Source organism: Raineyella sp. LH-20, assembly GCF_033110965.1.
Taxonomy (GTDB): Bacteria; Actinomycetota; Actinomycetes; order Propionibacteriales; family Propionibacteriaceae; genus Raineyella.
Genome location: NZ_CP137003.1, coordinates 1131850 through 1146268, shown reverse-complemented (window position 1 = coordinate 1146268; position 14419 = coordinate 1131850). Strand labels below are relative to the sequence as shown.

General features: G+C 70.5%; 14 protein-coding genes. All 14 read right to left on the bottom strand.

Annotated features, from left to right (window positions below; genetic code table 11):
* Positions 1–116: 116 nt before the first annotated feature.
* On the bottom strand, positions 117–1040 hold the full coding sequence (locus R0146_RS04985) for a sugar phosphate isomerase/epimerase family protein (protein ID WP_317691757.1): 924 nt from the start codon (positions 1038–1040) through the stop codon (positions 117–119).
* A 36-nt stretch (positions 1041–1076) separates the two neighbouring features.
* Positions 1077–2114 carry a sugar kinase gene (locus tag R0146_RS04980; RefSeq protein WP_317691756.1) on the bottom strand — a complete coding sequence of 346 codons (1038 nt, stop codon included), beginning with the start codon at positions 2112–2114 and terminating at the stop codon, positions 1077–1079.
* Between the two features lie 4 nt (positions 2115–2118).
* Positions 2119–2781, bottom strand: a complete 663-nt coding sequence (locus R0146_RS04975) for a bifunctional 4-hydroxy-2-oxoglutarate aldolase/2-dehydro-3-deoxy-phosphogluconate aldolase (RefSeq protein WP_317691755.1) — start codon at positions 2779–2781, stop codon at positions 2119–2121.
* 10 nt (positions 2782–2791) lie between these two features.
* Positions 2792–3556, bottom strand: a complete 765-nt coding sequence (locus tag R0146_RS04970; protein WP_317691754.1) for an SDR family NAD(P)-dependent oxidoreductase — start codon at positions 3554–3556, stop codon at positions 2792–2794.
* A 1053-nt stretch (positions 3557–4609) separates the two neighbouring features.
* Positions 4610–7570: an AfsR/SARP family transcriptional regulator gene (locus R0146_RS04965; protein WP_317691753.1), complete on the bottom strand. Its 2961-nt coding sequence runs from the start codon at positions 7568–7570 to the stop codon at positions 4610–4612.
* Complete coding sequence (locus R0146_RS04960; protein ID WP_317691752.1) at positions 7570–7992, bottom strand: TadE/TadG family type IV pilus assembly protein; 423 nt, start codon at positions 7990–7992, stop codon at positions 7570–7572. Before R0146_RS04960 ends, R0146_RS04965 begins: the two co-directional genes overlap by 1 nt.
* Positions 7989–8306, bottom strand: coding sequence for a TadE/TadG family type IV pilus assembly protein (locus tag R0146_RS04955; protein WP_317692335.1), 318 nt, complete (start codon positions 8304–8306; stop codon positions 7989–7991). Before R0146_RS04955 ends, R0146_RS04960 begins: the two co-directional genes overlap by 4 nt.
* A 59-nt stretch (positions 8307–8365) precedes the next feature.
* A complete protein-coding gene (locus R0146_RS04950; protein ID WP_317691751.1) occupies positions 8366–8548 on the bottom strand; it encodes a hypothetical protein in 183 nt (60 codons plus the stop codon).
* Positions 8549–8638: 90 nt separating this feature from the next.
* On the bottom strand, positions 8639–9568 hold the full coding sequence (locus tag R0146_RS04945) for a type II secretion system F family protein (RefSeq protein ID WP_317691750.1): 930 nt from the start codon (positions 9566–9568) through the stop codon (positions 8639–8641).
* On the bottom strand, positions 9565–10464 hold the full coding sequence (locus R0146_RS04940; RefSeq protein WP_317691748.1) for a type II secretion system F family protein: 900 nt from the start codon (positions 10462–10464) through the stop codon (positions 9565–9567). The genes R0146_RS04945 and R0146_RS04940 overlap by 4 nt, the downstream gene beginning before the upstream one ends.
* Positions 10461–11945: a TadA family conjugal transfer-associated ATPase gene (locus R0146_RS04935; RefSeq protein ID WP_317691747.1), complete on the bottom strand. Its 1485-nt coding sequence runs from the start codon at positions 11943–11945 to the stop codon at positions 10461–10463. Before R0146_RS04935 ends, R0146_RS04940 begins: the two co-directional genes overlap by 4 nt.
* On the bottom strand, positions 11942–12676 hold the full coding sequence (locus R0146_RS04930) for a CpaE/TadZ family protein (RefSeq protein ID WP_317691746.1): 735 nt from the start codon (positions 12674–12676) through the stop codon (positions 11942–11944). The genes R0146_RS04935 and R0146_RS04930 overlap by 4 nt, the downstream gene beginning before the upstream one ends.
* Position 12677: 1 nt before the next feature.
* Complete coding sequence (locus R0146_RS04925; RefSeq protein ID WP_317691745.1) at positions 12678–13259, bottom strand: SAF domain-containing protein; 582 nt, start codon at positions 13257–13259, stop codon at positions 12678–12680.
* 406 nt (positions 13260–13665) lie between these two features.
* A complete protein-coding gene (locus R0146_RS04920) occupies positions 13666–14406 on the bottom strand; it encodes an aspartate/glutamate racemase family protein (protein ID WP_317691744.1) in 741 nt (246 codons plus the stop codon).
* Between the last annotated feature and the right edge of the window lie 13 nt (positions 14407–14419).

Genomic DNA, 14419 nt, shown 5'->3' with positions numbered 1-14419 from the left:
TTGTCCTGGGGAGGGATGTCTGCCCCGCTCCCCACCAGCTCCGGGGAGCAGTCTCCCCGGGTGCGTCACCCGGCGGTCGGCCAGGTCGGGAGCGACCGCCAGAGCGACAGCGCGCGTCAGCGGACGGCAGGGTCGACTCGGCGCGCTCCTGCGGCGCCGAGGGCTGCCTGCAGTCGTCGGGTGCTCTCCGCGAAGCCGACGGCCGGCTCGGGAAGATCCTGCGGATTCCACCGGTACTCGTACTCCAGAGAGTAGGAGCCGTCGTAGCCGGTCGCGACGAGCGCGGTCAGGACGGCTGTCCAGTCGAGCACGCCCTCACCGATCATCCGGGACCGGTGCACCCGGTCCTCGTCCTGGATGTGGCTCACCGTCGGCGTGCTCAGTCGCCGGTTCGGGTCGATGAACTCGAGGTCCTTGACGTGGACGTGCTTGATCCACGGCGCTTGCAGCGCGATGGCCTCGCGGTATTCCTCGTCATGGGTGAAGGTGAGGTTCGCCTGGTCGTAGAGGATCCCCACCGCCGGGTGGGAGACGGCCTGCATGAGGCGCACCGATTGCTTCGCGGAGACCGTCATCGTGCTGAAGTGGTTCTCGACGCACAGTGTCACGCCCCGCTGGGCGGCGTACTGGCCGAGTTCGCCGAGGGACTCGACGAGACGGTCCCACATGGCATCAGCGTTCGCACGGTGCTGTTCGGTGGAGAACGCCCCGGCGTACACCCGGATGCGCGGGCAGCCCAGGGCGGCGGCGTCGTCGATGCACCAACTGAGCCGCTGGACATCGTGCCGCCGCTCGTCCTCGTCGAGGGAGTTGATCCCGGTGACGTACGGGGTCAGCGCGCCGATGACCAGGCCACGCTCATCCGCCATGCGGCCCACGGCGGTGAGATCGACGGCGCCACGAGGCTCGGGGAGAGCCGATGAGTATCCGTCCTGCCAGATGATCTCCGCCCCGTCCGCGCCCGCGTCGCGGAACAGGTCCAATGCCTGTTCAAGCGTGCGGTCGGGCGTGCCGAGGGTGTGGCCAAGAATCGTGGACATCACGTGTTCCTTCGTTCAGAGAGTTGACGGTGCCGCTCACCGGCGCACACGGCCTGAGCCGTCGCCCTGCACGAGACTCTCGATCTCCTGCAGGTCCACAAGATTGAAGTCGCCCGGGATCGAGTGCTTGAGGCAGGAGGCCGCGGCCGCGAACTCCACCACACGCTGGAGGGGCCAGCCGTTCAGGAGCCCGAAGATGACTCCGCCCGCGTACGAGTCGCCGCCGCCGACGCGGTCGACGATCGGGTTGATCTCGTACGTGCGGCTGAGTGCGTGGTCGGTGCCGTCGTAGATCATCCCGGCCCACCTGTTCACGGAGGCCGAGATGCTCGTCCGGAGGCTGGTCGCCACGGCACGGAACCCGTAGCGCTCGGTGAGCTGCTCGGCCACCTGCCGGTAGGAGTCGACGGGAAGGGCGCCTTGGTGCACGTCGCTGCCGGCTGCGCGGATGCCGAACACCTTGGCGGTGTCCTCCTCGTTGCCGAAGAGCACGTCGATCAGCGGCGCGAACTCCTCCATCACGGCCTGCTGATCGTTGTTCGTCCACAGTCGGGCGCGGTAGTTGAGGTCGCAGCTGACCGTGACGCCCCGTGCGCGGGCCGTACGGAGCGCGTCGCGCAGCACGCGGCGGACCGGCTCGCCGAGCGCCGGCGCCGTGCCGGAGAAGTGCAGCCAGCCGGCGCCCGCAAGGATCTCGTCCCAGTCGTACTCCTCCGCGGCCGCCGTGGCGAATGACGTGTGGAGCCGGTCGTAGACGACCGTGGAGGCGCGCTGTGCGGCGCCGGTCTCGAGGTAGAAGATCCCGAGCCGTTCCCCGCCGCGGGCGATGTGGGTGGTGTCGACGCCGAAGCGGCGAAGCGAGTTGACGCACGCCTGGCCGACCGGGTTGTCCGGGACACGGGACACCACCCGGCTCGGCACGCCCAACTGGGAGAGCATGACCGCCGCGTTGGCCTCCGCCCCGGTGTACATCACGTCGAACGACGACGCCTGGACGATGCGCTGCTTGTCGGGAGTCTGGAGCCTCATCAGCAGGTCGCCGAAGCCGACGAAGGAGGCTGTCTGGTCGCTCATCTGCTCAGCCTCGCTTCGCCTGGTCGATGGCCTCACGGAAGCGCCGGGCGCGAGCGGTCACCGTGCCCCAATCGCCGTCGGCAACGGCCACCGGGTCGACCAGGGCCTTCCCGACCCCGACGCCCACGGCGCCCGCCGCGATGTACTGGGGCGCCGTCTCAAGGTCGACGTTGCCGGTGGGCATGAGTCGAGCGGTCGGCAGCGGCCCGAGGATGTCGCGGAAGTAGCCGGGCGTGGCGACCCGACCGGGGAACATCTTGACGATGTCGGCTCCGAGCACGAGGGCCTTTTGCACCTCGGTGGGAGTCAGCGCACCGGCGACAACGGGGCGTCCGGCCTCCTTGGCAGTGGCGATCACCTCCGGGGACACCGTGGGGCCGACGATGAAGTCAGCGCCGGCGGCGATGGCGGCCGCCGCCTGGTCCGCGTCCAGGACCGTGCCGGCGCCGACGACGAACTCCGGGCCCATCGCGTCACGAACGGATCGGATCGCCTCGAGTGCGCCAGGCATCGTCAGGGTGATCTCGATGGCGGCCACCCCGCCCTCGTCGAGGGCGTGGGCCAGCGGGATCATGCCCGTGCTCTCCCGGAGCCGGACGACGGCGACGATGCCCGTCGCCAGGATGCGGTCGAGGACGACCGCGTCGGTGAGGGTCTGCTTGTCCATGATGTCCTCCCTAGACCGTCTCGCCGCCGTCGATCACCAGCACCTGCCCGGTCACATGGTCCGAGGCCGGCGTGGTGAGGTAGGCAAAGGCACCGGCCAGGTCGCCGAGCTGGGCGAACCGACCGAGCGGGATCGCGCTGAGGAACTCCGCTTCGCGCTCGGAGTGGATGTAGTCGTACGTCATCGGCGTCTCGACGTAGCCGGGAGCGATCGCGTTGATGCGTACGCCGTGCGGCGCCATCTCGACCGCGGAGCTCCGGGTGTACTGAGCGAGGGCACCCTTGGTGATCGCGTACATGGTCTTGTCCACGAGACCGACGAACGAGCCGATCGAGCACAGGTGGACCACCTTGCCGTAGCCCTTGGCGACCATCTGGGGCAGCAGCGCCTGGGTCATCGCGAACACACCCGCGACGTTCACCGACCAAAGATAGTCGAGGTCCTCCGACGTCGCCTCCAGCAGGGGGCGCCTCCGCTGGGTGCCGATCGAGTCCACAAGGATGTCGACTCCGCCGAGTGAGCGGGACAGTTCAGCCACGTCCTCGACGTGGTGCTGGTCACGGCAGTCCCCCGCCGCGACGACGGACACTCTGCCGTCGCTCGGCAGGGATGCTCGGACCTGATCAAGCTTCTCGACCGAATGGCCCGACAGCACGACGTTGGCTCCCAGTGCGTGCAGGGTGCGGGCGGCTTCGCTGCCGATGGCGCCAGAGGCCCCCAGCACGACGGCGACCTTGCCGCTGAGTGAGAAGAGGTCTTCCAGTAGTGGCGTCACAAATCCTCCTTTGGTGTAACGCTGTTACACCTAGAGTGGACGCACCGCCCGCCGCTGTCAAGGCGAGGCTGATCACCTGGCGCAGGTGTCTGTCTGTCCTGAGCGGTCGAGCAGCGGGTGACGGTGCGACGGACGGCACCGCCGGGCGGCCTCGTGCATCACAACGACCACGGTGAAGACCGAGGTGCCCGCCTGACGTTGCCAGTGCGTCGGCCAGTATTGGCGTCCCGGCATCGCTCCCGCGGATACACGGAGACACCAGGCTGCAGGGTGCCCGAGGGAGTCACCTGGACCGGCAGTCCCCCAAGCTCGAGCGGCAGCCTTCAGGATCGTGGACGCGTACGAAGCGCCCGTACGGTCTCTCCCACTCAGGATGTCGACGACCGAGTGCCGCGGGCCACGGCCCCGCGGGACCCCGGCGCGCTCGCGACGTTTCCGTTGGGAACATCACAGCCCCGCGTTCCCGCGGGAACGTCCCGGCCCGCGTCACCGGGGGAAAACATCCCAGCCCGCGTCCCCACAGGAAACATCCCAGCCCGCGTTCCCGCGGGAACGTCGCGAACCCAACTGGACACCCCTGTACCCATTGGCCTCACCGGCGACGACTCTCGCCGAGGGTCTCGGACCGGATGCCCAGGTCGTGGGCCACGCCGAGTTCGACGACGGCCAGTCCTCGAGTCAGGAAGTCGACGGGGCACGGGCCAGATAGTCGGTGTCGATGGCGCAGATCTGATCGACGAGCAGGCACCGGGTGCGACCGCGATCTTGCAGGTCGGCCGGAAGACGCGGGCCTGGCCTGTGTCGATGTCGGGATGACAACGCCGGTCGACAACGGAGGGTCCGTGGTCGAGCAACCGAGGGTACGACGCGTGTGTCCGAGTGGACTCCCGGGGAGCGCTGGCGCTCGCAGGATCCGCTCGTTCTCTTCTGTCGGACGACATCCGATGGTCCCGGTCATGGATCGAGGAAACGCCACCGGGACACACCTGTTGGACACCCTGCTCGACGGACCCGCTTCTTCCGCCGGAGCCGCAGGCCGCTGTCCCCCGCTTTCTAGACCGCCGTCCGCCGCGACCCACTGGCCGATCGGCCTCTGATCCGTCCCTCCAGGACCTCCTGCATCGTGGCGACGGTCTCGGGGAGCAGATCGATACCGAGGATGTGCGCCTGCTTGTTCAGCGTGAACACCAACCGTTCCACCTCGCGGGTGTTGCCCGACCGGTGCTCGGCGACCAGCAACTGGCGCAGCAGCAGTTCGTCGGCCGGGGCGGCCACCAGACCTCGGCCGACCGCCCACTTGGCGAGGTCGAGCTTCCTCTCCTCCAACGCTCGATCGGCGAGTTCGTAGGCCACGTCACGGATGGCGCAGGCGGACTCGATCCGCAGCTCCTCGGCCCAGGCCCAGTCACCGGGCGGGGCGTCGGCGAGCGGGGCGCCCCGGACCATGTCGAGGATCGAGGCCAGTGTGGCACTGCTGGTCCGGGCGATCCCTTGCCCGAGCAGGAGTTGTACCTCCTGCCAGTCGGATCGCACCGCCGGGTGCAGCCGGATCCGGCCCGAGTAGGCCTCCGGAAGGTACGGCCGGTCGTCGGCGGCGTGGCCCAGCCAACCGCGCAACCGGCTCATGTTGGACCGGCGCGTGCTCTCCGCCACCAGCAGCGCGCGGGTCATCTCCACCGAGCTGGCGTTCGGGTGTTCCAGGAGCCAGGCGCAGTACTCGAGGCACTGGCGCGGCGCTCGTCTCGGCGGTTCCCCTCGGGCGCCCTCGAGCTCGATCGGGCCCAGCAGCAGGAGCCTCGGATCGTCTGACATCGGAGGCTCCTCCTCGACGGTGGTGTCGATGTCGGCCGGCGCAGTGAACGGCGTGACATCCGGGTGCTCGTCGGCCCATGGCGCGGGGACGAGCGCTTCGGGGGCGGTGACCCGGTGCAGGTGGATCACGTCGTCCCGGGTCTGGCGGGCGACCCGCTGCGGGCTCAGGTCGAGTCCGGTGGGTTCGAACCGTGCCCGCAGCGGCGCCTCGTCGACGACCAGCGTCGCCTCGCCACCGGGGTGTTCGGAGACGAGGACGATCGGTCCTCGGTGGGTGCGGCCGAACCGTTCGTTGAGTCGGCGCCGCTGTGCGGGGGTGATGTCCGCCAGAAGGATGAGGACCTGCGGCGACCAGGCCTCCGCGAAGTCGGGATCCAGTCGCAGTAAGGGCACCGGGGTGTCAGCGACGGCGACCAGGGACTGCTGGGTGGCCGCGGTGGTCTCCCAGCAGGTGATGATGTCGTCGAGTGCATCGACGTGGCGTACGTGGTCGACCCCGCTGACGTCGACCAGACCGCCGTCGTCGCCCACCACGGTGACCCGGGCCCCGCCTGACCAGGGACTGGCGATCAGATCCAGGACCTGGGAGGTGAGGACCTCGCCGGCACGCTCGGCCGTTTCGGCCTGCACGCTCAGGCGACCCCACCGTTCGAGGTCGATCAGGTAGGTGCCCTCGTCGTCCGCGCCGAGGGTGACCAGGGCGGGCCACGGGCGCAGCACGTCCTCCTCGACCGAGGCTCGACGATCGGCCAGCACCTCGGCGTGGGACACCACCCAGGACGACCCCGTGTCGACGAACGGCTCCGGAGCAGGACCCGGCGATCCGGCAGCCCAGGGCAATCCGGTCGGTCGGTCGTCCCAGACGAATTCCAGTTCGGCTTCGCCGACCCGCAAGCGATCGATACCGCCGATCGTTCCGGTCCGCAGCGCGTGGCGAGCCACCATGTGGACAGCCCACTCCAGCACGTCGACGTCATCGGAGACCTGGCTGGCCGCCAGAACGCTGCGAAGACGTTCGGCGCCCTGTTCGGGACGCTGCGGGACCTGCCCGACCGGCCGCTGGACGAGCTGCAGGCGCCGGCGGCCGGCCAGCCCCGCCACGACCGTGGTGGCGGTGAGGGCGCCGATGCCGCCCAGGAGCAACCTCCGCTCCCGCTCGGGGTCCAGAGGGGACGCCGCCGCTTCGGACGCCGTCTCCGCCGCTTCGGACGCCGTCTCCGCCGCTTCGGACGCCGTCTTCGCCGCTTCAGACTCCGTCTCCTCGGGCGCAGTCTCCGTCGGTCCGGACGGGGCCTCTTCAGCGGTCGCGCCGGGGGCCGGCACCGTTGCCACGACTGGTGATTCCACCGGGGCAGGGTCATCGGTCTCCACCGCCGAGGTCCTTCCCGGCGCCTCGACCGCGGTCGGAACAGAGGTCTCAGCCCCCAAGGTCTGCTCCGGCGGCCCGGACGGCGTCGGATGGGGCAACGGCATGGTGAGCACCCACCCCACCTCGAGATGGTCAGGGTCGTGGCGCAGGAGTGCCTGGTTGAGATCACGGATCCGGCGCCACTGCAGACCGTCGCCGAGGTAGGTCTCCGCCAGACTCCACAAGTCGTCACCGCGCTGCACCCGGTACTCGAAGGTCTCCGGCAGCATCGCTGTCGCGTCGGTCACGACCGGTTTCGACCGCGTGGCGTCCAGAGCCCCCGACTCCGTCCCATCGGTCGGCCGCTCCGGGACGTTGTTCGGCCCTCCCGGCGGCTCAGCGAGGAGCGGTTCCGGCTGTTGGGCGGCGACCGGCTCCGGCGGAGCGGCGTACGCCACCGCGACGGCAACTCCCTGGGATGCGCCCGTGAGATCGTCGTTCCCCACGGAGGGAGGCCGCGACCGCTGCCCCACGCCGAGCATCAGCAGCACCGCCACCAGCAGCGTCCCGGACACCAGTTGCATCCACCGCAGGCCGGGGAGCCGTACGGCGCGTCCCCCGAGGATGCCGACCAGGTCCGCGCCGACGGACAGGGTGAACAGCAGCCAGACCACCCACCCGATCCCGGTCACCAGCCACAACAACACCCGCCCGTCGTCGGGAGTCAACAGGAGCCGATCCACGGTGAGGTCGCCCGGCGCCGGGTAGCGTCCCCAGGTGAGGAGCAGCCAAGGCACGGCGATCACCGATCCCAGCAGCACTGTCAGGGCGATCAGCCCTCGTACGGTCCGCATCATCGCCCCCGATATCGGTCCACGGCACTGGCCGCGTTCGCTTGCAGGGTCAGCTCGCCCGGCAGGCCCGGCAGCACCAGATCGCTGAACGTCACGGTGCAGCCGACCGTCACCCCGACCGTTCCCGGCGTCCCCGGCGGGCGATGCAGGGCAGACGCGTCGACGCTCACCGTCGACTCCCGACAGGGCACGTCGACGAGATTGGCCCGGGCGGCAGCCTCGGCCGCCCCGACAGCGCTGCGGGCGTCGGAGAGCACGGTGGCAGTCCTGGCGCCACGGTGGGCGGCCTCGTCGACCGTCGCCCGGGCGGTCCAGATCCGGGCGCTGCCGACGACCAACCCGACCAGCATCATCAGCACCGGCACCAGGAGGACCAGTTCGAGGGCTACGGCACCACGATCCGACCGCGACCGCGTCGTCATCGTGCCACCTCCCGCGGAGCGGCGGCGCTGACCTCGAGTCGGGACAGGCCCAGATCGATGACCAGCGGGGCGGTGCCGCGCACCACGACGTCGACCTGTCGTGGCCCACGGCTGGCGCTGACCGTGACGGACTCGACGCCGCCGGCGGCCGCCACACGCTGGGCTGCTGCTTCTGCCGACGTGGGACTCGTCCCCTCGACACTCAGCAGGTCGGCGGCGGTGGCGGCCGCGGCGCCGAGAGTGAGGCGAGCATGCCACCAGACACCCAGTTGCACAGTGCCGAGCACGAGCAGCATCACCAGCGGCCACAGCAGCGCCCACTGCAGACTCTCGGTGAGCCCTCGCTCGTCACCGGCATGCCATCGGGCGGGAATCAGGTCGGCATGTGGGCACGCACATAGGCGGTCACCGCGGTGATCACGATCGTCGCAACGGCCACTGCACCGGCCAGGAGGATGGCGTTCTCCGTGCTCTGTGACAGCCCCCGCTCGTCGCGGGCGCGGGGGCCGATGGTCAGCAGGAACAGTGTGGTGAACAGGGTGGTCAGGGCCCGCATCGGGTCTCCTCAGGTCGGATAAGGCGGACAGGTCGGATGGGTCGGGAAGGTCGAGTCGTCGGGAGCGGTCGGAGCGGTCGGAGCGGTCGATCATGGGACACCTCCGTCGCCGGTCAGGCGGAGCAGGGGCGGTATGAGGAAGGCGAGGGCGAACACCATCGACGGGACGACCATGAAGACGGTCATCTGCTCCGAGACCTTCGCCGCCGCGATCTTCCGCGCGCTCAGATGGGCGTCGCGCAACTCGCGGACCCGGGCGCGCAGGGCCCCGGTGAGCGAGGCACCGGACTCCTCCAGTTGCATCACATCGGCGATGTCGGCCAGTTCCGGCAGGTCCAAGTGGCCGGCGAGCGCGCGAAGATGGGCGTACGGAGGGCGCTGCTCCAGCCGGGCCCGCTCCAGCGCCGCACGGATCTGCAGGAACAACGGCGCGTCGGACACCGCCGCCGCAGCGGTGAGCGCCTGCGTCGCCGACCGATTGGCCAGTCGCTCCAGGGTGACCAGGTCGAAGAAGGTGAACAGCGCTTCCGCCAGGTCCTCGCGGATCGCCGGCGCCCGCCGCTGCAGCGTGAGGTCCGGCAAGAACCAGCCGACCACGGCACCGGCCACCGCGACCCCCACCGGCACCATCGGGGTCCAGCCGGCGAGGAACCCGACGCAGCCGGCGACGACGCCGGGCGTCACCGCGCCGATCAGGGCGTACGCGGCCTTCTCCGACATGAAATCGCTCACCGCGACGCCGCGGGCATCGAGGGCCCGACGCTGTGCGGCCGGCAGGGGTGTGAGCGGATGGGTCGCCAACCATCGTCCGACCCGATCCGTCAGGGATTCCCTCGGCGCGGCCGGAGTCGACCCGACCACGTCCTTCTCCGCCGGGGGGACGGGAGCGGTGTCGAGCAGTGCCAAGCCGTCCTTCAAGGTGGGGACCGCCGGACGCATCCCGCGGAGCAGAGAGATGCATCCCACGCCGACGACCGCGCCCAGCAGCGCGACGAGCAGGATCCAGGTGGGGGCGGTCACGACGGACCTCCCGCAAGGATCCGCTGGCGAGGTCGTGGCCGGGTCAGCCGCCGTAACATCGCCAGCGAACCGAGGTAGGCAGCGACCAGTCCGAGCAGCAGCACCTGGCCGACCCCGGTGGCGTACGGGGCGAAGAAGTCCCGGCCGAACACCAGGGCGATCGCCAGCATGCCGAGGGTGATCGCCGTGACCTGACGGACGACGATGCGCGGCTTCGCGCGTTCTGCCTCGATCTCGCGCAGGGCCGCCAAGGTCTGCTGGAGTGATCCGGACAGCGCCTCGAGTGTCGCCGTCGCGCCGGTACCACCCCGGTGCGCCGCCAGCCCGAGGGCCGCGAGGACGGCGTCCGCCTCCGGGACAGCCAGCGCATCGGCCATCTCGCGCAGCGCGTCGCGGACGGTCCAGCGCTGGTCGAGGCGGCGGATGACCCGATCGAGGTACGGGGCCAACGAGGCCGGGGCGGTTCGTCGCGACGTCCGGATGGCATCGCCGATCGACTGACCGGTCGGCAGGGTCGCCACCAGGCTGTGCACCCACCGGTCCAGCGCACCGAGCCGCTCGATGGTGAGCGCCGGCGGGTCGGCGAGGAGGTAGGGCAGGGCGATCACTGTCAACGGGACGATCACCAGCCAGACGACCCACCCGGTGAGTGCGTACGCCACCAAGCCGCCCAGGACTCCGGCCAGCAGGCGGGCGTCACGACGTCGCCCGGCCCTTCCCGGTGGACGCCGGGTGAGCGCCGCCCACTGCTCGGGCAGGCTCTGCGCCGCCGTCCGGCCGGCAGCGCGGGTGACGGGTCGACCTGTCGCGGGCACGTCACCCGGGATGAGGCCCGCGACGACCAGCCACAGGCCGGCGGCGAGCAGCGCGCCGCACAACGCCATCAGGGCCGTCATCGGACACCTGGCCAGGCCGAGCGGTAACGCTCGAGTTCGGCACCGAGGGACGGCTCGGGATCGAAGACCGCCGGTGTCAGCGCGGTCGGCAGGGCGTTGTAGAGGAGATGGGTCACCGGCCGCCCGTTCTCGAGGGCACCGGTCACCTGACGTACCTCACTGACCAGACGTCGCCGGGTCCCTCCACGCCAGGTGTCGTCGATCAGCCGCAGGTGCACGAAAAGGTCGATGTTGTGCGCGATCTGGCGATAGGCCTCCTCGACGGTGAGCACTCCGCCCTGAGCCACCCGGCCGGCGAGTCGATCCATCGTCGAGGCTGCGGAATGCGAGTGGGTCGTGCTCATCGTCCCGGCGCCGGACTGCATCGCCTCGAACATCGCGCCCGCTTCGGCCCCGCGCACCTCACCCACAACGATCCTGGACAGGTTCTGCCGCAATGCCTCGGGCACCAGGTCGGCGACGGTCACCTCGCCGACTCGGCGCCCGCCGACCACCTCCCCCTGGCCGACGCGGGCCTGCAGCGCGACCATGTTGCGTCGGTGCGGCAGCAGGTGGGTGAGCAGTTCGTAGTCGGTCTCCAACGTGCCGAAGCGCTCGTTGGCCGGGATTGCCGCGATCAGCGCCCGCAGCAGGGTCGTCTTGCCGGCGCCCTGGTCACCCGAGATGACGAGCGAACGGCGCGCCATCACCGCGGCGTGCAGATGCCGGGCCAGCTCCTCCGGCAGCATGCCGCCGGCCACCAGGTCCGGCAGTGTGACGTCGGTGAGCAGGTGCTGGCGGATCGTGATCGCCGGGCGGAAGGACAGGCCGAAGCCGATCGCGTGGAGGCGGAAGCGGTCACCGAGAGCCAGCGTCATGCTGGGGTGAGCGTCGTCGAACGGGCGGCTAGGACGCGCCTGCTCACCGAGGAACCGGATCGCCTCGACAAGCTCCTCGTCGGAGTCGGCGACGGGCGGGTGCTCTTCCCGGTGGCCGTCGCCGTACTGGATGACGACGGAGTCCCAGCCATGCAACTCCACGTTCTCGGCCGTCGGGATCTCGAACAGCGGCTGGAGTCGGCCGTAGCCGAAGACCGCGCTGGACACCGCGCGGACGTACGCCTCCTCGTCGTCGAGGTCCCACAGGGCGGTCCCCGCAGCCTGGAGCTGTTCGGCGTAGGCCCGGACCACCTGACGGATCACGGCGCGCCCCATCAGCCGACGGTCGGCCTCGGGCATCGTCCGACCGTACTGGTCGTGGTGGTGCTGCACCCGGTCGCTGATCTCGGCGGCGGCCTGCCGACGCAGCGTCACCACGACACCCCAGTCGACCGTGGTCGGACCGCCCGGACGGGCGTCGGGGGCGGTGTCGAGCCCTGCGACAGTCTCGTAAGCGAGGCTCGGACGGGGAAGGTTGTCGCCCTCGAACGTCCGGTCGACCACGTCGGTGACGGGACGTCGGCCCCACAACGGGACCTGGTCCAGCGGGAGGTGGTCGGTCATGCGGGCACCTGCTCGAAGCATCGCAACGCGTCCAGCAGCGGGGATCGTTCCCACCGCCGCGGTGGGGGCGCCCCGTCGGAGAGGACGGCGGCATGGTCAGGAAGGTAGGGCAGCACCAGGTCGACGGGCCAACCGAACTGTTCGGTCACCTCCCGGCGGTCGTACGGCATCCCCTCCCCGACGAGGGCGAGACCGGCGTGGGTGGCCCGCGGAGACCTCCGGAGCATCTCGTCCACCGCGTCGCAGACCGGGCGGGCCGCAGCGAGGTGACGCAGACTGGTGCGGGTCACCACCAGCACCTGGTCGGCGATGCGCAGCAACGGTTCGACGGGCCGTACGGAGCTGAGCCGTCCGCCGTCCACCACGACCTCGGTGCCGGCGTCGGCGGTCTGGTGCAGCAGATCTGCGAGTGCCGGCCAGCTGGGCTCGAACAGGTCGACGGCCGCCAGGTGTCCGAATCCGGGCAGGAACCGTCGAGTCCCTGCGTCGTCCAGCGGCAGTCCGGCCGTCTCAAGGTCGAACGGCGCGCCCATGCGCCGACGTCGGGCGAACTCCTCCAGCCCCGTCCCGGTGGCGACGGTGCCGCGCAGGTAGCCGGCCAGCGGCGCCTGCGCCGCGTCCCGGGCGGCATCGACCAGCAGGGTGGGGGCAGGAAGATGGAGCGCCAGGCCGATCGCGGTCGTGGTGACTCCCGGTGATCCGGCGGATCCGAGCAGAAGACGTACGGTCATGTCAGCTTCCCCGCACCAGGACGATCCGGTCCGCTGCGGCCAGCCGCGCGACCTCTTCGGCATCACGTCGGGCGACCGCGACGTCGACCAGCACGGCCACCTGGTCGGAGCTGGTCTCGACAGGGCGATGGATCTCCGCACGGAACGCCCGGGCCCCACCTTTGGCGCCGGTCTGGTCGGAGGCCGCTTCCACCAGCACCACCGACGACCCCGGCTCGAGGGGGATCCGTGGCACTCGGCCCTCGTCCAACCGAAGCCCGACCACTGCGGTGCCGGCCGGGAGGTCCGCCGGGCCCACGGAGGCGGTGGTCAGCAGACCGCCTGCTGCGATGTCGGTCCGGGCGGGCTTGCCGACCACCGTGTCGACCGCGTCCGCGGGCACCACGTCGAGACCGTTGAGTCGGCCGACGGTGACCGGGCTGAGATCCCGGGCCTGGATGATCTCGCCGCGGTAGACGGTCCGGTTGAGCCGGAGCACCGACGACGTGTCAGCCACCCGGGTCCAGAGCACCACCGATCCCAGGGCGCCGATCACCATGGCGAGCACGCCGGCGAGGATCCAGCGTGGCCGGCGCCGACGCACGGCAGGCAGTGGTCGTCCGGCGGGGAGGCCCGGCGGACGCACACTCTCGGCGGTGGAAGGGACCGGGGCAGGCGCGGCAGCGGCGTACGGGGTGGGTGTCTTCAGGGGCAGCATCGTCATTCCAAGGCGTCGTCGGCTCGGGTGTTGCCCCTGAGGCTAGGAGTCGTGGTGTCAACAGCAGGCCGCTGTGGATGAACACATCGGGAACACGGGGCGCGGCGTATCGAACAACGGAACACGGCACCCATCGTCGCGATCCGGTGTTGTCCCCGGTGTTGTCCGCAACACCCCTAGTGTTGGCCGGTTTCATGGCCTCCCGGGCCGAGTTGATGAGCCTTACCTAAGATGTGGCGATCGCCACACCGGCACGGTGGTAGCCAAAAGGTGACTACGGAGTACTCTGGAGTCAATCTCGTAGCGAGAGCACAGAATCCCCAGGGGCCGTCAGGTGTCGTACCGGCGGCCCCTGGTGTATGTTCCGGCGGGCACATGTTCCGGCAGCTCCGAAGGACACAGCGTGTCGGACCGCGATCGACACCGGATCCAGGACCGGGCGACCGACCGCGGCGGACAGCCGCTCGGCCACCGGCCCGAGCCCGGAGCAGCCGAGGCAGAGGCAGGCCGCGCCCGACGCCACCAACCGCTCGGCCGCCTGCGTGATCCTGTCCCAGTGCCCCCACAGGTCGGCGTCCAGCGCGGCCACCCCCACGCCGATCGCCCCCACGCCGACACATGCCGAGCTGAGCCGGTAGCGGTCGACCAGGTCCGTCATCAGGCCGACGGCCTCCTCGGAGGCGGCCAGGATGCCGAAGGTCCCGTAGGTCGCCGCCGCATGGTCCAGTGTCGTCCGGGCAATACCGATCACCGGCACCGCGGTCCGCTCACCGATCTCCTCGACACCGGGATCGCCGAAGCAGGCGACGACCACGACGTCCGGTGTCCCCGCGCCGGTCGGGATGGCCGGGGAGGCGAGCATCGCGGTGACGGCTGCCCGCTCCTCCTCCGGCGTGTCGATCGCCGCCGGCGCACCGGGAGTGCTCACCACCTCCAGCTCGGTGTCCGCCGGTGCGGCGCCGGTCGCCGACCGTCGGATCGTGGCCGTCATCGTCTCGCTGCAGTTGGGGTTGATCACCAGGATGCGGGTCATCGCCGAGCCAGGC